Here is an 18,601-nt window from a genome sequence, read left to right as displayed (position 1 = left end):
CGTGCAACATCATCGGCTAATCGGGTACGCCAATCGGCGTACCCGATTTTTCGTTAGAGCCCTACTTGCTACGGCGTGTCAGGTACTTGCAATTAGTCAATCGACTACTTACGATAGCCACATGACAACCCCACCCCTAAGCGCAACAGTCGCCACGGACTCCACAATTGCCACCCGCATCCTTGAAGGCATGAAGGATGCCGGCCTCAGTCTCCTGGGCCTTTCTGAAAAGACTGACATCCCCTACAAGACGCTTCAGCGAAGCATCAAAGGTGGCGTCATGGGACATCGCAGTCTCACAATCGGCCAATTTCGGGCCATCGTCCACGTCCTCAACCTCCGGCCGTCCGAAGTACTCGAGGATGATGCCAGCGTGAAGTCGCCGGATGCAGCATGAGCCAACCGCAAACCTACGCAACGACGCAGGACATGGCCGCCAAGTACCGAATCGGGGACGACACGGTACGTCGCAAAGCCCAGACGGGCGAATGGCCCTGTGACCGAATCGGGAGACTCTACCGATTCTCCCCCGACCAGCAAGACGAAATCGCGCAGATCGTAGCCGGAACCCGCCGCGGCGGATACGACAAAGACCGCATCGCAGCAGCACTCCGCAAACTCTCCGCCTAAGCACCACCCTCGCCGAAGACGCTAAGCGCCGGCGACCCTCGCCCTCTCTGGGCACTCCCCCATGAACTAACCATCACTCTCGTGTTCTTTGCGAGAAGAAGGGTCTATTTGTCATGCCCAAAAACACTGATTACCTGTCCAAACTCGCCACTTACAACAAGAAGCACGGCATCACCGCCACCTTTTCAGAGATGAAGAAGACTGCGCGCCGGATGCAGAAGTTGCACGACGAGCGCGGCCCGGTCGATCTTGACGCTTTCTTTCTCCTGCACGCCGATCCGACAGGCGAAGAGGCAACAGACAACGTCATGGCCGAACGCGCCGCCCAGAACGAAGCCAACGCGGCAAGGCGGTTGGCAGCATGACGATCCTGGCCGAGCTCTACGACGGCGACAAGTTCAAGCGCCGAAACGACTGCGGGCGACTACGGCCGCTCGTTCGCATCCCACACCCGCTTATTGGCGTGCGGTACGCAGACGGCCGAATCCCAGACAACACTGCCGGGAAAGTCCACACGCCCAAGGTGCCATTTGGAGGCTACAAGAAATGACCCTCGACGACGAATACACCGACGTCCACACCATCCGGACCGAGTTCTCGGTGATGTGCGCATGAAAGCCGCTGCACTCGAGGATAACGACTGGATAGAAGACGCGATCGCGACGATCGACGCGCTCTCACTCGCACACTCCGTATTTACTGCCGATGATCTGCGCCGGGAAATGCGGCCGCCGGCACACAAGAACTGGCCCGGCCAAGCACTCGCCCAAGCCCGCAAGGAAGGCCTGATCGTTGCCGTCGGATACCAGATCTCGATGAGCAAGTCCCGCAAGCACGGCGTGACCCGGGCATGGGCGCGCAAGACGAACAGAGAGGTGACGCCATGTTCAACGGCCTCCACGTCCTGATCCTGGCCGCCTCAATCCTTGGCGGTTTCATCATGATCCCGCGGTCCATCGCCCATGACCGGTTGCTCGAAGAACCGGAAGACATCGATTACGACCTGCTCGACGCCGAGCGTGACACCAGAGCCGCCGATGACGCGGACGCTGCCCGGAAGGAACACGGATTCTAATGACCACTGCACGACACCACGCCAACCGTTGGACCATTGCCCGCCGCCTCGCTGACCGCCTGGTCCCGCATGTCGTCCCGGGCCGGCACCACGTTGTTTGGTTCAAACCATGAGCGAGAAGCCTTTGTTGACGATTCGTTCCCCTCGCCGTCGTAAGGCGTCGCGCTGGTCGGACACGGGCCCTGATGGTGGCTGGTCCGCGGCCGAGTTGAAGCTACCCGTGTTCTGGTACCACGCGATCGCCACAGCAAGCGGCGCCGAGTACCCCGTCAGCGGCGACCGGAACGCCGAGGTGACGCCATGAGGTCAGCACTGAAGGTCTTGGCGCTTACCGCCTTGTTCGTCGCCATCTACCTCATCGTTTGCGTCGTGATTCCATGACCCCGTTCCAAGCCGCCGCGCAACTCCCGCCGCACCTCGCAGCCAAGGCCCGCAACCCGCTACAACACGGGCTCCATCAAATACTCACCACACCACCGAAAGAAGCAGGAAAATGAGCCTCACTGCCGCAGAAGCGCTCGACAAGATAGCCAAGCTCGTGGAACCGGACGACGGCGGATCCTGGTCCGATCCTTCCGGCAAGCTCGAACACGTCGGCGACGTCATCGAATCAACCGGCCGCGAAGTCAACTGGGAAGGCCCCGACTACGACGACGAAGAGGATGACGAGGACGAAGAGCCCTCGCCGCCCCGCGCCTATACCCCCGGCTGGATCACCCACCCAAACAGCCGGTGCGCGGTGGAGGCCTCCGATGGCTGACTGTGAGGCGGCTCGCCGGAACCGACAAGCCCTATTTGAGATCGAGCTCGCATGGGGCAACGGAGTGACCGACCTCGGGAAACTCAAAAAGATCCTGACCGGCGAACCATGCGACTGCCCGATCGAGGTCCCGGCCCGCCAAGAGAAGGATCGCATGGCGGGCCGGTCGTGATTACTTCATGTAGGGATGCGCGAACGCAAGGAGCAAGGCTCCCTGCGTGGCATAGTTCATCAACGTCACGGTGTCAGGGTGTTTCCGGCACCACTTGCACGAACCACGGCGCGCACATTTCCGCTTTGACTTACCCATGGCTTCACAGCCTTCCTGGCATCGATCTGTGCGCCGGGACACATCGGCGTGGGGTATTGAACTCAGGCAACCCCATGCATACAGTGGGCCCAACACGGCGGATCTCCGCCTTTGTTTGTAGTTGCGTAGGCGCCTCGTCGTGTCGGGAAAACATCCGGGGCGCCTACTCCGCAGCTTCCAACTGCTTGAAATTACGCTATGCCCGGGCAATTACATTTCCGGTGACCGGAAACGGCGATTCGCGTAGACAGCATGTGAACCTCCCGTGAACGCGGGACCAAACTTTCGGCAAGATTCGGCTCCGCAACTTCATCTCACCAAGGACCCCACCAGGGTCCTTTTTTCATGCCCAAAATCAGGAGAGCAATGACCCTGCACACATACCCCGAACTCGAACAAGGCAGCGATGAATGGCTGCAAGCACGATGCGGCATCCTCACAGCATCCGTCATGGGCAACATCGTTTCTTCCCGCCAGCCCACCGCAATCGAAACGGACTGCCCTGAATGCGGCGCTGAAGCTTCCGGCCCGTGCGTTGGGAAGCGTTCGCCTAGCCCGCTGAAGACCCTGCATTCAGCCCGGGCGGCCGCCGCCCGCGAACTGGACAGGATCATCACCGCGGACACCGCCAGCGAAACAGCAATGGGCCTCATAATGACCCTCGCGGCCGAACGCATCACCGGCCGCGTCGAACCCGTCCAGCAATCCCGGGCCATGGAACGCGGCACCCTGGATGAGCCATACGCCCGAGACGCCTATTCCACGCACCACGCCCGAGTAACTGAACTTGGCTTCATGGTCCGCGACTTCGACGGCTTCCGGATTGGATACTCACCCGATGGGCTGGTCGGTGAAGACGGGCTCATCGAAATCAAGAGCCGCCTCCAAAAGATCCAACTCCGGACGGTCCTTGCTGATGAAGTGCCCAACGAGAACATGGCTCAACTCCAAACCGGGCTACTCGTCTGCGGCCGCCCATGGATCGACTACACCAGCTATTGCGGCGGCATGAAGCTCTGGACGAAGCGCGTCTACCCAGACCCGGCATGGCACGCCGCCATCCTTGACGGGGCCGCCCAGCTTGAAACCATCGCAAGCAACATGGTCAGCGACTACCTCGAAGCCACCGCCGGAATGCCCGACACCGAACGAATCGACCACTACCTCGAACTGGAGTTGAAGCTTTGAAAGTCACAGCCGAACCACGCTCCGACCAATGGAACGCTGACGACTTCACCGGAGGTCCCCGCACCTTCACCATCGCTGGCGTCCGTAAGGGAACTGCCGAGCAGAAGTACGACATCGACCTTGTGGAAGGCGAAGGCCGGGCTTGGCGGCCGCCCCTCGGCATGCTTCGTGTGCTTATGTCCGCATGGGGCGACGAAGCAGACGTGTGGAAGGGGCGCCGCGTAACGCTGTTCAAGGACGCCACAGTCCGCTTCGGCAAGGACGTACCTGGCGGAATCCGAATTTCCCACCTGTCCCACATCGGCAACAAGCCCTTGGACGTGCCAATCACGATTGCCCGGGGAACGCGGCGGACATACACGGTTCAACCTTTGCCCGACGCCGGGGCATCCGGCCAGCAAATCATCAGCGACAAGGTCAAGGCGGACACGGCCAAGGCCATCGCTGAGAACAACGTCGCCGCCTACCTCGAATACCTTGCAGCGAATAGCGCGCCGCCTCACATCATCGACTACGTCAACACCCAAGCAGGAGCAACCCAATGAGCAAGATCATCCGCCTCGAATCCACGAACTATAAGCGCCTGAAAGCGGTCGAGATCGTCCCGGACCCGGACGGCAGCCTTGTCATCGTCGGAGGCAACAACGGGCAAGGGAAGTCCTCGATCCTGGACTCCATCACCGCGGCCCTTGGTGGCGTGAACGCTAAGACCACGCCCAAGCCGATCCGCGACGGCGAAGAGCGGGCTGAGATTGTTCTTGAAACCGAGGACCTTGTGGTGACTCGCCGATTCACGGCCTCCGGGTCCACGCTGACCGTGAAGTCCCCTGACGGCGCCGTGTACCCCAAAGGCCAAGCCAAGCTCGATGACATGCTCGGCCGCTTGTCGCTCGACCCGCTGGCATTCACGCAACTCTCCGACCGCGACCAGCTCGCCACTCTGCTTGAACTCGTGGAGCTTCCGTTCGACCCGGACAAGCTGGCCGCCGAGCGCAAGGAACTGTTCGACCGCCGCACGGACGCCAACCGCAAGGTCAAGGAACTCACGGGCCGCGTCGCTGAATACATCTCGCGGCCGGCCGACCTCCCCGACGAGGAAGTCAGCGTCTCCGCGCTCGTAACTGCGTACCGGGAAGGGCAGGAGCTCAACGACCGGATCGCCGAAGCTGACCGCGCAGTCGTCGCGCTGCAAGCCAGAGTGGAGAAACTCAAGGCCGAACTCGCCGTCGCTCAGGACGCACTCGACAATGCCTCGGACTATTCCGCGAAAGCTCCAGCCCCGGTCGACCTCGAAGCCATCGAAAGGCAGGTCGACAACGCCGAGCAGATCAACGCGGCCGTTCGACACCATAAGGCAGGCGAGAAGGTGCGAGCTGACCTTGTCATCGCCGAGCGATACGCGGAAGACCTAACCCGGAACATCGAAGGTATCGACAAGCTGAACGCTGACGGCCTCGCCGCTGCCGTGTTCCCGATCGATGACCTTGGCTTCGATGACACTGGCGTGACTTATCGGGGCGTCCCGTTCAAGCAAGCATCCGGCGCCGAGCAGTTGCGAGTCTCGCTGGCCATGGCGATCGCACTGAACCCGAAGCTGCGCGTAATCCGCATTGCCGACGGCTCCCTCCTCGACTCCGACAACCTGGCGCTGGTCGAATCCATCGCCCGCGAGCACGATTACCAAGTCTGGCTAGAGGTCGTCGGAGAGGGCGACGGCCGCGGGATCATCATCGAAGACGGCGAGGTCAAAGCCTAATGGCCGGTGAAACGCTCATCACGGTGATCGGGAAGGTTCACGACGAGCCCGAGATCAAGTTCACCGACGGCGGCGGCGCGGTCACCAAGCTGACCGTCGTGACAAATCCCCGGAAGTACAACTCGCAGACGAACAAATGGGAGAACGCAACCGGCAAATTCTGGGACTGCCGAGCATGGAACCAGGGCAAGATGCTGCTCGCCGAGAACGTCGCCAACACTCTCAAAAAGGGTGACAACGTCATCGTCCACGGCGAAATCGAAACCCGAGCATGGGAAACCCAAGAGGGCCAGAAACGCCGAGCCGACCAACTCAAGATCGAAACGATCGGCAAAGACCTTCGCTGGCACCAAGCCCCAGCCAACGACGTTCCCGCGGTCGAGACAGCCACCGACCCAGGCTGGGGCAACCAACAAGCCGAACCCGGATGGGGAAACCATCCCGCAGCTAACCAAGGCGGCTGGCCCTAAGCCAGTCACAGCAACCCAAGGAGAACCATGAAACGCGCCATCGCCATCGTCAGCACCCTCGCCGCCGCATCCCTCGCACTCGCCGGCTGCACATCCGACGCCAAAACAGCCGCATCGTCGGCATCAACACCCGCACTGACAAATACCTCTTCTACGTGGAAGGCCGCTGCTCCATCGAGCGATCCGGCGACCTCATCATCACCTGCAAACAAGGGCCCAACGACTACCGCAAGCACTACATCGGACAGGCCACCGACGTCGCCTGGGTCTCAACGCAACTCGAGGGCGTAGACGTCAGCGTCTACCACACCCGCATCGTCATCAAACCCGAGGGCATCATCCCCGAAATCGACCTCCAAGGCGGCAAGCAGTAGCCCGCTCCGCCAACACCACCCCCAAGCCGCCAGCGAGCGGCTTTTTTCATGCCCAGTGGAAGTAGAAACCCCATGGAACCAATCCAGATCATCATCACCATCGCGCTTTGCATCGGCGCCCTCGCCACCCTCGTATTCATCATCTGGCTCATCGCCGCGCTGTTTCTCATGAGCAAAGCCAAGAAGGCCGCCCGCGAGATCGGCTTCACGTTCCACGATGCGCCGTTTGACCGTCGCGACTACCCGAAGATGCCACTCCGCTAACCAGCCCCTTGCCCGCGGCGCCCGGACCCCCTGCCGGGCGCCGCGCCACACCCGAAGGAACACATGAACCACGCTCAAGAACTGCAAGCCCGCGAAGGCGTAGCCACGGTCGTCTACACCAAGCCGAACTGCGTCCAGTGCAATCAAACCTTCCGAATGCTTGACCGCGACGGAATCCACTACAGCAAGGTTGACATCACTAAAGACCCTGCTGCCCGGGATTTCATCACCCGCGACGTTGCCGACGGCGGACTCGGCTACTTGCAAGCTCCCGTCGTGTTCGTCTCAGCCGTCGAAGGCGATGAATCATGGTCAGGTTTCCGGCCGGACAAGATCGAAACGCATATCACGAAGCGGGCTGATGCAGCGTGAAGCCGCTCGAGGTTAGCAGCGACTACCACCCGGAAGCGCTGCGGAGATTCAACGACGACACCGCCGAGCACGAGATGGAGATCCTGCTCGACCAAGACGTCTACCGGCACCTGCGCTTCAAGAAGCCCGGCACCGGCATGTACTACTTCGACATCATCACCACGCCCGGCTTGCTCACCATCCGTGGCGACATGGGAACGTACGTCTTCTCCCGAGAACACGATATGTTCCCTTGGTTCAACGGCTCCTACGTCAACGCTCAGTACTGGGGCGAAAAGCTCCAAGCCATCGACAAGCAGTGCGGCTACCGCGAGCACGACGAAAGCCTGTTCAGGCAGTACATCTTCGAAGACTTCTGGGAACGGCGCGACGAATACGAGGAAGCCGCTGCCATTTGGGCCGAGATTCGGGAGGGCATCCTTGGTCGCTGGGTTGACCGAGGATCAGCGTCTGCGTGCTGGGAGCTCATGGACGGATTCAAATCCCACGGCTTCACCTACTCCGACGCCTGGGAGCACAGCTTCGAGAAATATACATTCCACTACCTCTGGTGCTGCCACGCAATCCTTTCCGGCATTAAGCACTACTTCGAAGCAAAGGCTGGTGTCGATGTCGAAGCTGCTTGAGGATCCCTGCTGCTTCGTCTGCAAGGGTGCGCACGGCATCTGCCTCTCACGTGGCGACTGCGAACACCACGTAGACGCCAGGCGCCGGCAAGACGCCAACGACCGGGCCACGCAAACCCACCGCGACCCAACCGGCAACCAAGCAGTCAACAACGTAATGCGGGAAACCCGCACCAAACCCAAGGCCCCGACACCGGGGCCTTTTTCATACCCAAATTCGAGGAGCAAACAATGAGCAGTCTGCAAGTAATCACAGCGCCAGCTAAGGACTGGATCGCAGCATTGAACCGCCTCATGCCAGCGATGGCTGGCAAGAAGTCGATGCCGATCCTGAACTACATAGTCATCAACCCCGCAAAGCTCACCCTGTCCGGATACAACTTCCAGACGTCAGCCGTCACCGGCGTCTTGAGCGCCGAGGGTTCCGGCGAACCGTTCCTTGTCTCTTGGCGCTGGCTTCTGGATGCCATCCGCACGACGTCAGGCAAGACCAAGTCGGCGCCTGCCACAGTCAGTCTGGAAGGCGCCAAGATCACGGTTTCATCCTGCGGGTACGAACTCCACGCTGAGACAGCAAACCTGTCTGAGTACCCGGAGACACCCAACGCGGCCCCCAACGTCGAATCCACGCTGCCAGCCGCCGAGCTCCGAGGCGCACTGCGCAGGGCAACCGTCGCCGCATCAGCAGATGACACGCTTCCCCTGCTGCAATCCGTGCAGGTCAATCTGCAGGACGGCGGAATTGAGCTGCTCGCCACAGACCGCTACAGGCTGGCGAACGACTACGTGAGCGGAAATGGCGAGGGCGAAGCGTCTTTCTTGCTGAGCCGCTCTGCGATCAAGGCAATCGATCGGTTCATCACCGGCGAGACCGTCTCGATCGGGATTCGCGAAAGGCACGTCTCGATCATCACCGAGACGACTACCTATACGTCATTGGCGGTTGATGGCGACTACCCGAAGATCAGGTCCTTGTTCCCAAGCGAGGCAACAGGGGCGTTCGAGGTTGACCGTGCCGTCCTTATAGAGGCCGCGAAAGTCGCTCAGACGATGAACGCGGAATACTCCCCATGCTGCATTGACCTTTCCAACGAAGGCGGCCAGGTCACTTTCGACTACGGCCTGTTCGGACCGTCCAAGAGCCCAACAGCGACTGGCGGTTGCGTAGCCGGTGCCGCAGATCCCATCAGGTTTGCAATGAACCCGAAGTACCTCATCGAGGCGCTGCAGCAGATCAACACGGACAAGGTTCGGATCTCATACACGTCACTGCCAAAGCCTTTCCTGTTCACCCCGGAAGGCGTGTCCGCAGGCGACGAACGGGCACTCAAATACCTGATCATGCCCGTTCGGATGCCCCAATGAGCCCCCGCAAGAAGTCGGCGCCCGTTCCGACGCACACCTTCCGTGGCGTCTGGCCCGTTGTCGAAGGCACCGGCACAGCCACCACCGACGCGGAACTCATTCTGCAAGCCATCGGCGACCTACCCAACGTCGCCCACCGCCACAACGCGACCATCGTCGGTCCGCCACGGGCATGCATCGCCGACGGCCGCCGCATCCCAGGCTCCGGCGGTGCACGCCACGTCGTCGTCATCGAAGCACCCGCCATGCCCGCCACCGGCCGCGGCTACCGCCATAACTCCGGCGGCTGACATTGGACGAGATCTTGGACGGCCAGACAGACATTTTCGAACTGCTGGGTCCTCACGAACTCGAAAACCAGCCGCCACTAATCATCGATAAGACCAAGCAAGAGCTTGGCCAAAAGGAGCACGCATGAGCACCGCCACCCGGACCGCCGTCCACCGACCATCTACACGTCGTCGCCATTTCCGTCATGACGATCTCATTGCCGTTGACTTGTTTTCCGGTTTTGGTGGGCTCACCCAAGGTATTGAGAAGGCCGGATTCACGACGATCATGGCCGCCAACCACAACGCCTACAAAGTCGAGATCCACGAGGCAAATCATCCCCACGCTGAGCACTGGATTGCTGACCTGGTCAACAAAGAGTCCTCGGACTACCACTCGGCCCGTGACCTGCCCGCGGCCGACTTGCTTGTTGCTGGGGTGTCCTGCGTGAACCATTCCCAAGCCAACACCCAAAAAGCCTACGCGCAGGGTCTGTCCCTGTTTGATCTGGACGACCCAGACTTCGAAGACCGCGTCACCCGTTCCGAACGAGACCGGGCCACGGCCAACTGTGTCCTGCATTACGCAGAACGGCACCATCCACGGATGATCCTCATCGAGTGCACCACCGAACTCACTTCCTGGGGGCCGGCCGTTCGCGGCAAGCCGAAGCTTGGCGACGGAACGACTTATCGGTGGTGGTTGCAGCAGTTCGAAAAGCTCGGCTACAAGCACCGGGTGCTGTACCTCAACTCGATGTTCTTCGGGGTTCCCCAGTCCCGGGACCGCCTCTACATCGCATTCTGGGACAAGCGAATGCAGGCCCCAGACCTTGAGCACCGGCCGAAGTCGTGGTGCGGCCACTGTGACACTCTGGTCCAGGCGGTCTGGTCATGGAAGACCGGTGTCCCGCCGTCGGGCTCCGTCCGGTACGGCAAGCAGTACAACTACCGCTGCCCCTCGTGCAGGTCCGAGGTCATCCCATCCTTCACTCCCTCGCTGCACGCGCTAGACCTGGGCGACCTTGGCACCCGCATCGGGGACCGGAAGAAGCCGCTGGCAGCCTCCACGATGGCCCGCGCACAGCGGTGCAAGGACAGGTTCGCCGAGTTCCCGGCTGTGCTGATGCCGTTCACACGCCGCGGCACGGACGCCTCCTCGGGAAGGCACTTGGGCCAGCCGATGCAGACCCAGACCGCGCAGCAGGAGACAGCCCTACTGTCCGCAATGCTGATGCCTGCAAAAGCTGTGCGCGGCGCTGAGAAGCATCTGGGTCAGCCGCTGGGCACTCAGACCAGCCAGCAGGAAGCGGCGCTGCTGTCCACCGGCGCGATCATGAACATGGCCAACCCCTGCGAAGCGCCCGGATCGAACTGCCGGACGCGTGACCTGGCCCAACCGTTGTGGACGCAACTCTCATCCAACACCCAGGGAGTGTTCCGCCCGCCAGTCGCGCTGGCAATTGACAACTTCCAGGGCGCGGCCCGCGGCGCGGATGAACCGCTCCCAACTCAGGGTGGCTCGGAAACTATGGCTGTGGTCTCCAGCGGTGTGCTGCCCTACCGGAAAAACACCACCCCAACGACGCACGCCGAAGCGATGCCAACTGTCACAGCCGAGCAGATCCCAGGAATCCTCACGGCCGCCGGAACCATCAAGAACAACGGCTCCAACGGCGACCAGACCGCGCCACACCCCACGAGTGACCCGCTCGGCACGCTCACTTCGCGCGACACCACCGCTATCGTCTCCGGTGAATGGCGTGAAGCTCTAGCTGAGCTGAAGCTTGAAGACTGCTTCTTCCGAATGATGCGGGACTACGAGATCGGCCGAGGCTGTGGATTCGACGTCGACTTTGGCGATTACCAAGGCACCTTCAAGGTTTGGGGTTCCGCACGTGATCAGGTAGATGGTTTCGGCAACGCCGTGAGCCCGCAAGTCGGAGAATGGATCGGCGGCCGCCTCCGCGCAGCACTGCACAGCGCGACCTCGGCATGATCGCCGCCGAATCGCTCGGCGTGGCCGCGCAAAAACCAAAGTAGCGACCACGCCGAGGATGGCTAGAGGCCTTTAGCGATGAAGACCGTCTGAGCCTCGCTGATGACGAGGCGACCTTGGCGGCCTTCCTCGGACCCTAGAACCTTGGTGCTTGATCCGAAGGAAGCCAGTTCACCGCCCCTTAGAGCGGTGATGATCTTCTGTTCTGCTAGTGGGTCAAGCTCCACTTTGAATACCTGATCGCCGACGTGCACAAACGTCTCATCCGCCATGACGTACCCCTCTCTTCTGGCGTGGATAACAGCGGCACTCTACGCCCCGAAAGCAACACGTGAAAGACCTCAGCTAATGCTCTCCGGAACGACGGTGGCCTCTCTCAGAGAGAGCTTCGCGGCCGAACATGCCAGCAAATAGCACGAAAAGAGTGAAGAGAAGCAAAATCATGCTCAGAACAACAAACCAACTCACAGCGCTCGATTCGACCTTCATGACAGCAATCCAAAGGCACAGTGCCAAAGAAATCAGACTCAGCATCACTGAAAGCTCGCGAGCCGACGCGATCCACTTACGCCAGTTCCCTGAGCGGACTTTCCGCGGCCGAAGTCGGTCCTCGAGCGCGAGGAAGACGAGCAACACCGGAATCACCTGTGCCAGCAAACCGGCCGCGTTCACATCAATAGTCATGGCCGGAGCATACACACGGCCACTGACACTCGCCGCCCGAGACCTCGGCATGATCGCCGCCGAGTCACTACAAGCCGCCTGATGCAACAAAGGAGTATGAATGCCCACGATCCTCCCGCCATATGACGGGTCAATGCCTATCGATGCGTGGAAGGCTCAGCGCGCGCGGGAGATCAAGGCACTAGCAGCCCAAGAGTCCTCCCTGCTCAAGGCCAAGGACGCCGCCGGAGCGAGCCTCTACAAGGTCAACTCCGGCGGCAACATCGTGCGCACAAAGCCCCTGTCCAAATCAACGCGACAGAAAGTCATCGAACGTGACAAAGCTTGCGTCGAGTGCGGCGCTGGGGCGCCGTTCGAGGTTGACCACATCGTCCGGTACATCGACGGCGGAAGCAACCACCCGAACAACCTCCAAACGCTTTGCGAGCCATGCCACCAGAGGAAGGGCGGCCGGTAATGGCGTGGTTCAACGCTGACGACAAGATGCACTCGCACCCGAAGTCCAGAGCAGCCGGCCTTGAAGCCATCGGGCTCTGGACCCTCGCTGGCACGTACTGCACCGACTACCTCACCGATGGCGCCGTACCTGAATGGTTCGTTGAATCCTGGCCCAAGGGAAAGCAGCTGGCCGGCAAGCTCGTCACTGCCGGGCTATGGGACGTCGCGGACGATGGATGGCAGTTCCGTTCATGGCCGGAGTACCAACGAACGAGAGCGCAGGTCTTAGCCGAGAAAAAGAAGGCCGCTGACCGTAAGAAAAAGTGGCAGGAAGAACAGGCGCGGAAAGCCTGAGGAACGCCGTTCTTCCACCGTTCCGAACGCCAGAAGAACGGCGGCGGAACAAGTGCCCAAGACCAATACCAAGACCAAGTATTAATACTCACCTTACGAGGTGGGTCAGATCTAAAGAAGTTGGGGAAATTCAAGCGGCGATCGTCACTTAGGTGATGGTCCCCGCTTTTGACGCCCGCCGCCGAAAGGAGACTCAAAGTTGGGCTTCAAGCTCACCGCTCAGGAGGGGCAACGACTGACCACATGCATGCTCGCCATGCGGCCCGACTGGACCAAGAACAATCCTGGACAGATGCTCGCGAGCATCAACGACGGACCAGGGTTCCCGGGCAAGGACTTCGAGCATGCTCTACGGGCTCTCGCTCAGTACGCGACAGCCCGCGGCGGGAACGGCGCGCACCAATACCGCACCCCGGAGATCTACCCACGCGAGGGCAAGCACTGGACGGACACGGGGACGGCCGACTGGACACCGCCCAAGCCGGCCCCATGCCCAGACCACATCGGCGAACCCGCCCATGCCTGCCGCTGCTGCCACGCCGACGTCAAAGCCGGCATCCGGCCAGCAGAGCGCATCGGCAAACACTACGAACCTGAAAGCGAGGAAGAAGAATGAGCAGCGACTTCGCGGCGACCAAGGCTGTCAAAGCACGAAAGCTGCACGTCTGCGACGAATGCTTCCGGGCTATCTCGCCCGGCGAGACCTACCACCGCACCGCTGGCAGTTGGGAAGGTGATTTCTTCACGAACATCGCCTGCGCCCACTGCCACGTGTTCCGCAAGCACATCAACAAAGCAGACCCCGACTACTTCGAAAGCTATTACGGAGGTGCGGGCGAATGGGTTGCGAACGGCTACTGGTCAGCACTCGACCTGCCTGGCATGACGTGGACGCAGCGGCTCGGGCTTTACCGGATGTCTCAGCACTTCCGAGACCGATGGCGGGACCGTGTCGGCCACCTGAGGCCCATCCCAAACCACCCAACAAGCCTCGAAGCCGTCCCAACCGGGGCGGCTTCAGTCATTCAAGGAGGGAAATGAAATTCAGACTCGGTGACCCCGTCCGCGTCATCGCCTCGTTCAGCCAGTACTTCGACCAAGTCGGAACGGTAGCCGACATCAAGGAAAATCAGAGCGCCCGCTTCCACGTCGCAGGAATCGAGGATTACCCGCTCTGGTTCGAACCGCACGAACTCATCCTCGCCGAACCCCCACAGGAGCAACCATGATCCGCAAGCAGGGCAAAGCTCGTTGGACCTACGAATGCGCGATCTGTGAAGTCCATGTGACCGCTCCAGACCAGTTCCGCGCCATCGAAGCCTGCCACCGACACGAGAAGACCGCGGAACACGCGTTCAAGATGATCGGGAAAGCGCTCCAACCTGTCGTTGACCGCTACATGCAATTCTTCAAGTCACTCCTTCCCATCGTGGAGCAGTTCCAGAAGGACTACGCCCTCGTCCCGCCATCGAGCCTCCCGCACGATCCAACGATGCTCCGCGATCGTCGGAAATGGGGCGGACGATGACCCGCCGCCACGTCATCATCGACATCCCGGCACCGAGCTTCCCGCCCATCCGGAAACGCGCCACAGGGAAGCTCAAGACCATCAAGCCCTGGCTAAACAGCAACGACCGACTCCACCGCCTGCAAGAAGCGAAGATCACCAAAGCATGGCGGGAAGCCGCAGCAAGAGCAGCGCACGGAAACCAACCGCTCAACCCGCCAGTCCAAATCATCGCCCACATCTACAAAGAACGCGGCGGCCGATACGACCCCGGCAACCTCTACCCAACCGCCAAAGCATGCGTAGACGGACTCGTGGACGCCGGACTACTCACAGACGACGACCACACCCGCGTCATCGGCCCCGACATGCGCCACGGCGGAACAGGAAACCCCGAACTCGTCATCGAAATCTTCGAACTCACCAAGGAGCAACCATGACCCTCTCGACCACCACCGTTGATGCCCTGCGCGACCTACAGCAGGTCGCTTGGCAGAACAGCGAAGACAAAGGCTTCCACGACAACGAACCAACTGGCGCGGCCGAGCTAGCCATTTACAACGGCAACCGCCTCATGCTCATCGTCAGTGAAGCCGCCGAAGCCCTCGAGGAGATCCGGGCCGGGCGCTCTGCCAGTGAAACCTACTACCCAGACGCTCCAAAGGACTCACACGCCGAGCGGCCAGAGCCGGGCAGATACAAACCCGAAGGCGTGCCCTCCGAGCTAGCCGACATCGTCATCCGGTGTTTCGACTTTGCTGGGTCCAACGGCTTCGACCTTGGCCAGATCATCCAAGAAAAGCTCACCTACAACCGCAGCCGCGAGCGCATGCACGGAAAGAGGTTCTGACTATGAGCAGCATCAAGATCGAGCACACCGCCGAAGACAAAAAGGCCGGCATGACCCTCGGCGACCTCTGGACCTTCGCCCAAGACGCCCTCAACCACAACATCGACCCCAGGACCCCCATCAAAGTCACCACCGGGTTCCGCCAACAAATCCAAAAACTCGAAGCAGGAGGCAGCCGATGAACAAAATCAAAGCCTTCATCGCGGTCGCCGAAGCCACCCTCACAATGAAGCTCCGCGAGCTCGAACGATCAGCCGATCGCAACTCGTTCGAAAACAGGCTAGCCAGAATGACCAGCCCCAGCGAGCGCGAAGCCTACAAAGGAGCGTTCATCATGCTCGTCCAAGTCGGCCTGACTCCCGACGACATAGAAGCGCTCGCAACGGCGGCCGTACAAAGAGCAGCCGGCCTTTACGCGATCCCGCATCGGTTCACCGCTGGTCAGGTGGGGCCATGAGTATCTACGACAAGATCACCGCCGAGCCAGCGCCGCCACGAAAGCTGCGCCGGTTCGCGTACCAGGTCTACGACGGCGGAATCGAACACCACATCGCATCCCACGAAATCTACTTCTACGAAGCAGGGCGCGTCGGATTCTGGAACATCGATGACGACGGCGAACGCACCCTCGTACTCGCCACCAAAGCATTCCAAATCCGGCAGGTCATCGACACGTGAGCACGAAACGCAAACCCGGCGGCCACCCAGCGCGCGCCGACCCAACGACAGACAAAACCTTCCGGACCATGAAAGCCGCCGTCGAACTCGTCCGCGACACGGACAGCCGACTCAGCCCGGAAGCACACCTCAACCTCCGCGCCGCAGCCCTCGGCCTCATGCACGCCTACGCCGAACTCGCCGGACTACCCGCACCCACCGAACTCCTAGGAGGCCGCACTTGAGCAACGAATGCACAACCCAAGATTGTGCAAACCAGACTCACACCTACCTCTGCAACCAATGCGTCCGCGACCTGCAAGCCTGGATCGACAAAGTCCCCGTCCTAATCCAGACTCTCGGCGTCACGATCGCCAAACTCGACCACGTCCGACCCGCAGGCGGCGGATGGAACGCGGGAGGCAAACCCGGATCCACGGCGCCCATCAACCTTGACGCCCTCCAGCTGCAAGAGAATCTCAAAAGCGTCAACCGGACGCTGGCACCAGAACACGCCAAGGACCAATACGCGGCCGGTGTCGCATGGATGATCCGAGATTGGGTCACCAAGGCCGAACTCCTCGTCAGCGGGCCCGAAGAACCGCCCGTCAACCACGCAGCCAACCGCGAGCGCATCAAAGGCATCGCACCACCAATGCCCACCCGGAAACTCGTGCCCTGGCTACGCGAAAACGCCCAAATAATAATCACCGGGAAAGACATCCGGAACTGGGCATTCCGAGGCAAATTCAAGGCCGTCGAAACCAAGCCATCGCCAACATACAACCCGCACGACGTACTCGACGCATGGTACGAAACACGCCGCGAAGAAAGCCGAACGTAAAACCGCAAGGTTGTGTTAAAGTGTCTCACTGAGGGGTATTTGACGTACCCATCACTAAGCCACCGAATCCCCCATCGGTGGCTTTTTGTTTGCCCTCATTCACCCATGGAGGTCAACATCTCCCGCGCAGGGTCAAGCGCAACGCCGCATGTCGAGAGACACCGGCACAAGGGCTGAATGGTTACCGCGATCCCCCACGCGGCGCAGGTTCGACTCCTGCCAGCCCACGCAAATCTGAATAGCGTCCCAAAGCGAACATGAGCGCTAAGGGAGCAAAAGAAACCCCAGCGCGACGGCTGGGCAAGACCGTCGCAACGCCGGACTGCCGCACGGTGCACCACGCGGCAGCCTGGCACAACCCAACGGCCCCGCCACCACAGCGTGACATTCAAGCGGGGAAACAGGGTGATGACCCAACCATCCGGGAGGCGCCCGTAACAGCGCCTACGACTTCCCCAGCCCGTGACCAACAAACATGCGCGAGCACGGCGAGCTGGGGACACACACTTCCGGTAGCGGCGGCCAAAGACACGCCCCGAATCACGAACGGCAAGCGAACCCAAGGCCGGCAACCTGAGATGCAGCTTCTCCATCCCGCAAAGGCCCGACCTGCCGCCGCACCGGAACACACCACAGGAGGTAGTCATCGCTACCTCACGAACAGGCACAGCAACATGGAAGCGCATTCGGAAGCGCGCGCTCAAGGAAGCGCAAGAGCGCGGAATCACCCGATGCCCATACTGCAAAGTCACCCTCAACTACGAGGTCAGCAGGTTGCCGAGCAGTGCCGAGCCGGACCACATCATCCCCCACGAAAAGGGCGGACCGGACGCGCTCCACAATCTCCGCATAATCTGCCGGGCCTGCAATATCTCGAAGTCGAACAGGGCCGCACCCAAAGCCCAGACGGTCCTCAGAGCAACGCCGCTCAAGACAAGCCGACGGTGGTAACCACGACCGCAAAGGAAGCGTATGCCAGCCATCGAATGCTCAGTCGAAGGATGCACTCGGGCCGGCAAGCTCAGGCGCACCTATTGCGAGAACCACTACCGCAAGTTCATGCGCTCAGGCACAACCGACATGAAGCCCAAGCCAACCCACGGCACGGCCACCATGTACCGGTACGGATGCCGCTGCACACCATGCCAAGCAGCACACGCCGAGCGCTACCGCGAATGGGCCCACACTCACTTCGAACAGACGGGCGAATGGCACAGCGGCCGATGGATCAACGATCGCGACCGACAAGCCATCTACCAGCGCGACGCCTGGACCTGCCAGATATGCCGGCATCCCATCGATCGAGACGCCAAGGCGACTAGCCAATGGGCACCGTCACTCGATCACATCGAACCACGCTCCACATCGCTCGAACCAGACCATTCAGCCGAGAACCTTCGAACCGCCCACATGTGGTGCAACGCCGTACGCGGTGACGCCCGGATGTCCGACGGGGATATCAGGGTTCTCCGCGAGGGCCTGTTTCAGGCCTGACCCCAGGCCCCGTCCACGTTACCTTTTTCGTGGCCCCTAAATGAGTAAGAATCGGGGTTGCTGGCCTGTCGGGCCCGGCATGATCTTGTCCCCCAGTCGACCATGATCCGGGGGGTGTTGTCACCGGGTTCCGATAGGCGCCAGGGGATCGCTAATGGGGACCAGACCAGCCGCAGACCTTACCGCGGGAGGCCGGCCGTAACGTGGATGCCGAACTCTGGGGCCGCAGGACATGCCAGCGCTGTTAGATCGGAACGGAATTCTGGGGGTTATTGCGTGATCAAGGACCACGAATCCGTCGATGTCTTCATCGGC

General features: G+C 61.0%; 35 protein-coding genes. 33 read left to right on the top strand and 2 right to left on the bottom strand.

The genetic code is table 11. From position 1 onward, the window contains the following. Window positions 1–121: 121 nt before the first annotated feature. The 18 genes from E1809_RS24270 to E1809_RS24185 all read left to right on the top strand — a co-directional run bounded on the left by E1809_RS24270 (window position 122) and on the right by E1809_RS24185 (window position 11,458). On the top strand, window positions 122–397 hold the full coding sequence (locus E1809_RS24270; RefSeq protein ID WP_133206806.1) for a hypothetical protein: 276 nt from the start codon (window positions 122–124) through the stop codon (window positions 395–397). Then, the gene (locus tag E1809_RS24265; RefSeq protein WP_133206805.1) at window positions 394–630 is read left to right on the top strand and encodes a MerR family transcriptional regulator; all 237 of its coding nucleotides are present in this window, start codon (window positions 394–396) and stop codon (window positions 628–630) included. The genes E1809_RS24270 and E1809_RS24265 overlap by 4 nt, the downstream gene beginning before the upstream one ends. Window positions 631–743: 113 nt before the next feature. After that, window positions 744–995, top strand: coding sequence for a hypothetical protein (locus tag E1809_RS24260; RefSeq protein ID WP_133206804.1), 252 nt, complete (start codon window positions 744–746; stop codon window positions 993–995). Between the two features lie 246 nt (window positions 996–1,241). After that, window positions 1,242–1,538 (top strand): hypothetical protein, encoded by a 297-nt coding sequence (locus tag E1809_RS24255; RefSeq protein ID WP_133206803.1) that lies wholly within the window; start codon window positions 1,242–1,244, stop codon window positions 1,536–1,538. Next, window positions 1,514–1,705, top strand: coding sequence for a hypothetical protein (locus E1809_RS24250; protein ID WP_133206802.1), 192 nt, complete (start codon window positions 1,514–1,516; stop codon window positions 1,703–1,705). The genes E1809_RS24255 and E1809_RS24250 overlap by 25 nt, the downstream gene beginning before the upstream one ends. Before the next feature lie 109 nt (window positions 1,706–1,814). Further along, window positions 1,815–2,009: a hypothetical protein gene (locus E1809_RS24245; protein WP_133206801.1), complete on the top strand. Its 195-nt coding sequence runs from the start codon at window positions 1,815–1,817 to the stop codon at window positions 2,007–2,009. Between the two features lie 189 nt (window positions 2,010–2,198). Further along, on the top strand, window positions 2,199–2,465 hold the full coding sequence (locus E1809_RS24240; RefSeq protein WP_133206800.1) for a hypothetical protein: 267 nt from the start codon (window positions 2,199–2,201) through the stop codon (window positions 2,463–2,465). 676 nt (window positions 2,466–3,141) lie between these two features. Beyond that, window positions 3,142–3,963: a lambda exonuclease family protein gene (locus tag E1809_RS24235; RefSeq protein ID WP_133206799.1), complete on the top strand. Its 822-nt coding sequence runs from the start codon at window positions 3,142–3,144 to the stop codon at window positions 3,961–3,963. Further along, window positions 3,960–4,508: a hypothetical protein gene (locus E1809_RS24230; RefSeq protein WP_133206798.1), complete on the top strand. Its 549-nt coding sequence runs from the start codon at window positions 3,960–3,962 to the stop codon at window positions 4,506–4,508. The genes E1809_RS24235 and E1809_RS24230 overlap by 4 nt, the downstream gene beginning before the upstream one ends. Next, entirely contained in the window at window positions 4,505–5,719 is a 1,215-nt protein-coding gene (locus E1809_RS24225; RefSeq protein WP_133206797.1) for an AAA family ATPase, read from the top strand. Before E1809_RS24230 ends, E1809_RS24225 begins: the two co-directional genes overlap by 4 nt. Continuing rightward, on the top strand, window positions 5,719–6,189 hold the full coding sequence (gene ssb, locus E1809_RS24220) for a single-stranded DNA-binding protein (RefSeq protein ID WP_133206796.1): 471 nt from the start codon (window positions 5,719–5,721) through the stop codon (window positions 6,187–6,189). Before E1809_RS24225 ends, ssb begins: the two co-directional genes overlap by 1 nt. After that, window positions 6,180–6,563 (top strand): beta-sandwich lipoprotein, encoded by a 384-nt coding sequence (locus E1809_RS28115; protein ID WP_456236605.1) that lies wholly within the window; start codon window positions 6,180–6,182, stop codon window positions 6,561–6,563. The genes ssb and E1809_RS28115 overlap by 10 nt, the downstream gene beginning before the upstream one ends. Window positions 6,564–6,635: 72 nt before the next feature. Next, entirely contained in the window at window positions 6,636–6,827 is a 192-nt protein-coding gene (locus tag E1809_RS24210; RefSeq protein ID WP_133206794.1) for a hypothetical protein, read from the top strand. 63 nt (window positions 6,828–6,890) lie between these two features. Beyond that, window positions 6,891–7,199: a glutaredoxin domain-containing protein gene (locus E1809_RS24205; RefSeq protein ID WP_133206793.1), complete on the top strand. Its 309-nt coding sequence runs from the start codon at window positions 6,891–6,893 to the stop codon at window positions 7,197–7,199. Continuing rightward, window positions 7,196–7,825, top strand: a complete 630-nt coding sequence (locus tag E1809_RS24200; RefSeq protein ID WP_133206792.1) for a hypothetical protein — start codon at window positions 7,196–7,198, stop codon at window positions 7,823–7,825. The genes E1809_RS24205 and E1809_RS24200 overlap by 4 nt, the downstream gene beginning before the upstream one ends. A gap of 231 nt (window positions 7,826–8,056) precedes the next feature. Then, window positions 8,057–9,190 (top strand): DNA polymerase III subunit beta, encoded by a 1,134-nt coding sequence (locus E1809_RS24195; RefSeq protein WP_133206791.1) that lies wholly within the window; start codon window positions 8,057–8,059, stop codon window positions 9,188–9,190. Then, window positions 9,187–9,480: a hypothetical protein gene (locus tag E1809_RS24190; protein WP_133206790.1), complete on the top strand. Its 294-nt coding sequence runs from the start codon at window positions 9,187–9,189 to the stop codon at window positions 9,478–9,480. Before E1809_RS24195 ends, E1809_RS24190 begins: the two co-directional genes overlap by 4 nt. A gap of 124 nt (window positions 9,481–9,604) precedes the next feature. Continuing rightward, the gene (locus E1809_RS24185; protein WP_133206789.1) at window positions 9,605–11,458 is read left to right on the top strand and encodes a DNA cytosine methyltransferase; all 1,854 of its coding nucleotides are present in this window, start codon (window positions 9,605–9,607) and stop codon (window positions 11,456–11,458) included. Window positions 11,459–11,520: 62 nt separating this feature from the next. Here E1809_RS24185 and E1809_RS24180 read toward each other — a convergent pair whose 3' ends face one another. Beyond that, window positions 11,521–11,730 (bottom strand): hypothetical protein, encoded by a 210-nt coding sequence (locus E1809_RS24180; RefSeq protein ID WP_133206788.1) that lies wholly within the window; start codon window positions 11,728–11,730, stop codon window positions 11,521–11,523. A 73-nt stretch (window positions 11,731–11,803) separates the two neighbouring features. Next, a complete protein-coding gene (locus E1809_RS24175; protein WP_133206787.1) occupies window positions 11,804–12,142 on the bottom strand; it encodes a hypothetical protein in 339 nt (112 codons plus the stop codon). A gap of 100 nt (window positions 12,143–12,242) precedes the next feature. On the opposite strand from E1809_RS24175, the gene E1809_RS24170 reads away from it, so the two are divergent. From E1809_RS24170 to E1809_RS24100, 15 genes are all read left to right on the top strand, one after another. After that, the gene (locus E1809_RS24170) at window positions 12,243–12,599 is read left to right on the top strand and encodes an HNH endonuclease (protein ID WP_133206786.1); all 357 of its coding nucleotides are present in this window, start codon (window positions 12,243–12,245) and stop codon (window positions 12,597–12,599) included. Next, window positions 12,599–12,934, top strand: a complete 336-nt coding sequence (locus E1809_RS24165; protein ID WP_133206785.1) for a hypothetical protein — start codon at window positions 12,599–12,601, stop codon at window positions 12,932–12,934. Before E1809_RS24170 ends, E1809_RS24165 begins: the two co-directional genes overlap by 1 nt. A 199-nt stretch (window positions 12,935–13,133) precedes the next feature. Beyond that, window positions 13,134–13,550, top strand: coding sequence for a hypothetical protein (locus E1809_RS24160; RefSeq protein ID WP_133206784.1), 417 nt, complete (start codon window positions 13,134–13,136; stop codon window positions 13,548–13,550). Next, the gene (locus E1809_RS24155) at window positions 13,547–13,975 is read left to right on the top strand and encodes a hypothetical protein (protein WP_133206783.1); all 429 of its coding nucleotides are present in this window, start codon (window positions 13,547–13,549) and stop codon (window positions 13,973–13,975) included. Before E1809_RS24160 ends, E1809_RS24155 begins: the two co-directional genes overlap by 4 nt. Beyond that, a complete protein-coding gene (locus E1809_RS24150) occupies window positions 13,972–14,163 on the top strand; it encodes a hypothetical protein (protein ID WP_133206782.1) in 192 nt (63 codons plus the stop codon). The genes E1809_RS24155 and E1809_RS24150 overlap by 4 nt, the downstream gene beginning before the upstream one ends. Then, the gene (locus E1809_RS24145) at window positions 14,160–14,462 is read left to right on the top strand and encodes a hypothetical protein (protein WP_133206781.1); all 303 of its coding nucleotides are present in this window, start codon (window positions 14,160–14,162) and stop codon (window positions 14,460–14,462) included. Before E1809_RS24150 ends, E1809_RS24145 begins: the two co-directional genes overlap by 4 nt. After that, a complete protein-coding gene (locus tag E1809_RS24140) occupies window positions 14,459–14,881 on the top strand; it encodes a hypothetical protein (RefSeq protein WP_133206780.1) in 423 nt (140 codons plus the stop codon). Before E1809_RS24145 ends, E1809_RS24140 begins: the two co-directional genes overlap by 4 nt. After that, entirely contained in the window at window positions 14,878–15,291 is a 414-nt protein-coding gene (locus E1809_RS24135) for a nucleoside triphosphate pyrophosphohydrolase family protein (protein WP_133206779.1), read from the top strand. Before E1809_RS24140 ends, E1809_RS24135 begins: the two co-directional genes overlap by 4 nt. 2 nt (window positions 15,292–15,293) lie before the next feature. Beyond that, complete coding sequence (locus E1809_RS24130) at window positions 15,294–15,473, top strand: hypothetical protein (protein WP_133206778.1); 180 nt, start codon at window positions 15,294–15,296, stop codon at window positions 15,471–15,473. Further along, complete coding sequence (locus E1809_RS24125; protein ID WP_133206777.1) at window positions 15,470–15,748, top strand: hypothetical protein; 279 nt, start codon at window positions 15,470–15,472, stop codon at window positions 15,746–15,748. Before E1809_RS24130 ends, E1809_RS24125 begins: the two co-directional genes overlap by 4 nt. Further along, window positions 15,745–15,969 carry a hypothetical protein gene (locus E1809_RS24120; RefSeq protein WP_133206776.1) on the top strand — a complete coding sequence of 75 codons (225 nt, stop codon included), beginning with the start codon at window positions 15,745–15,747 and terminating at the stop codon, window positions 15,967–15,969. Before E1809_RS24125 ends, E1809_RS24120 begins: the two co-directional genes overlap by 4 nt. After that, complete coding sequence (locus E1809_RS24115) at window positions 15,966–16,193, top strand: hypothetical protein (RefSeq protein ID WP_133206775.1); 228 nt, start codon at window positions 15,966–15,968, stop codon at window positions 16,191–16,193. Before E1809_RS24120 ends, E1809_RS24115 begins: the two co-directional genes overlap by 4 nt. After that, window positions 16,190–16,792, top strand: coding sequence for a hypothetical protein (locus E1809_RS24110; RefSeq protein ID WP_133206774.1), 603 nt, complete (start codon window positions 16,190–16,192; stop codon window positions 16,790–16,792). Before E1809_RS24115 ends, E1809_RS24110 begins: the two co-directional genes overlap by 4 nt. Window positions 16,793–17,365: 573 nt before the next feature. After that, window positions 17,366–17,743, top strand: a complete 378-nt coding sequence (locus E1809_RS28080; protein WP_133206814.1) for an HNH endonuclease — start codon at window positions 17,366–17,368, stop codon at window positions 17,741–17,743. 21 nt (window positions 17,744–17,764) lie between these two features. Then, on the top strand, window positions 17,765–18,286 hold the full coding sequence (locus E1809_RS24100; RefSeq protein WP_133206773.1) for an HNH endonuclease: 522 nt from the start codon (window positions 17,765–17,767) through the stop codon (window positions 18,284–18,286). Window positions 18,287–18,601: the final 315 nt, after the last annotated feature.

This window comes from Arthrobacter terricola (assembly GCF_004354015.1).
In the GTDB taxonomy this organism is placed as follows: Bacteria; Actinomycetota; Actinomycetes; order Actinomycetales; family Micrococcaceae; genus Arthrobacter; species Arthrobacter terricola.
Note: the sequence above shows the minus strand (reverse complement) of the source record. Positions and strands in the feature narration are given on the sequence as shown.

Bases quoted from the DNA above. Each gene is read 5' to 3' on its own strand.
- E1809_RS24170 (WP_133206786.1), top strand. From the start codon at position 12,243: ATGCCCACGATCCTCCCGCCATATGACGGGTCAATGCCTATCGATGCG.
- E1809_RS24205 (WP_133206793.1), top strand. From the start codon at position 6,891: ATGAACCACGCTCAAGAACTGCAAGCCCGCGAAGGCGTAGCCACGGTC.
- E1809_RS24195 (WP_133206791.1), top strand. From the start codon at position 8,057: ATGAGCAGTCTGCAAGTAATCACAGCGCCAGCTAAGGACTGGATCGCA.
- E1809_RS24150 (WP_133206782.1), top strand. From the start codon at position 13,972: ATGAAATTCAGACTCGGTGACCCCGTCCGCGTCATCGCCTCGTTCAGC.
- E1809_RS24180 (WP_133206788.1), bottom strand. From the start codon at position 11,730: ATGGCGGATGAGACGTTTGTGCACGTCGGCGATCAGGTATTCAAAGTG.
- E1809_RS24240 (WP_133206800.1), top strand. From the start codon at position 2,199: ATGAGCCTCACTGCCGCAGAAGCGCTCGACAAGATAGCCAAGCTCGTG.
- E1809_RS24235 (WP_133206799.1), top strand. From the start codon at position 3,142: ATGACCCTGCACACATACCCCGAACTCGAACAAGGCAGCGATGAATGG.
- E1809_RS24140 (WP_133206780.1), top strand. From the start codon at position 14,459: ATGACCCGCCGCCACGTCATCATCGACATCCCGGCACCGAGCTTCCCG.
- ssb (WP_133206796.1), top strand. From the start codon at position 5,719: ATGGCCGGTGAAACGCTCATCACGGTGATCGGGAAGGTTCACGACGAG.
- E1809_RS24125 (WP_133206777.1), top strand. From the start codon at position 15,470: ATGAACAAAATCAAAGCCTTCATCGCGGTCGCCGAAGCCACCCTCACA.
- E1809_RS24250 (WP_133206802.1), top strand. From the start codon at position 1,514: ATGTTCAACGGCCTCCACGTCCTGATCCTGGCCGCCTCAATCCTTGGC.
- E1809_RS24100 (WP_133206773.1), top strand. From the start codon at position 17,765: ATGCCAGCCATCGAATGCTCAGTCGAAGGATGCACTCGGGCCGGCAAG.
- E1809_RS24135 (WP_133206779.1), top strand. From the start codon at position 14,878: ATGACCCTCTCGACCACCACCGTTGATGCCCTGCGCGACCTACAGCAG.
- E1809_RS24225 (WP_133206797.1), top strand. From the start codon at position 4,505: ATGAGCAAGATCATCCGCCTCGAATCCACGAACTATAAGCGCCTGAAA.
- E1809_RS24165 (WP_133206785.1), top strand. From the start codon at position 12,599: ATGGCGTGGTTCAACGCTGACGACAAGATGCACTCGCACCCGAAGTCC.
- E1809_RS24175 (WP_133206787.1), bottom strand. From the start codon at position 12,142: ATGACTATTGATGTGAACGCGGCCGGTTTGCTGGCACAGGTGATTCCG.
- E1809_RS24155 (WP_133206783.1), top strand. From the start codon at position 13,547: ATGAGCAGCGACTTCGCGGCGACCAAGGCTGTCAAAGCACGAAAGCTG.
- E1809_RS24270 (WP_133206806.1), top strand. From the start codon at position 122: ATGACAACCCCACCCCTAAGCGCAACAGTCGCCACGGACTCCACAATT.
- E1809_RS24190 (WP_133206790.1), top strand. From the start codon at position 9,187: ATGAGCCCCCGCAAGAAGTCGGCGCCCGTTCCGACGCACACCTTCCGT.
- E1809_RS24130 (WP_133206778.1), top strand. From the start codon at position 15,294: ATGAGCAGCATCAAGATCGAGCACACCGCCGAAGACAAAAAGGCCGGC.
- E1809_RS24210 (WP_133206794.1), top strand. From the start codon at position 6,636: ATGGAACCAATCCAGATCATCATCACCATCGCGCTTTGCATCGGCGCC.
- E1809_RS24265 (WP_133206805.1), top strand. From the start codon at position 394: ATGAGCCAACCGCAAACCTACGCAACGACGCAGGACATGGCCGCCAAG.
- E1809_RS24185 (WP_133206789.1), top strand. From the start codon at position 9,605: ATGAGCACCGCCACCCGGACCGCCGTCCACCGACCATCTACACGTCGT.
- E1809_RS24260 (WP_133206804.1), top strand. From the start codon at position 744: ATGCCCAAAAACACTGATTACCTGTCCAAACTCGCCACTTACAACAAG.
- E1809_RS24145 (WP_133206781.1), top strand. From the start codon at position 14,160: ATGATCCGCAAGCAGGGCAAAGCTCGTTGGACCTACGAATGCGCGATC.
- E1809_RS24245 (WP_133206801.1), top strand. From the start codon at position 1,815: ATGAGCGAGAAGCCTTTGTTGACGATTCGTTCCCCTCGCCGTCGTAAG.
- E1809_RS24120 (WP_133206776.1), top strand. From the start codon at position 15,745: ATGAGTATCTACGACAAGATCACCGCCGAGCCAGCGCCGCCACGAAAG.
- E1809_RS24255 (WP_133206803.1), top strand. From the start codon at position 1,242: ATGAAAGCCGCTGCACTCGAGGATAACGACTGGATAGAAGACGCGATC.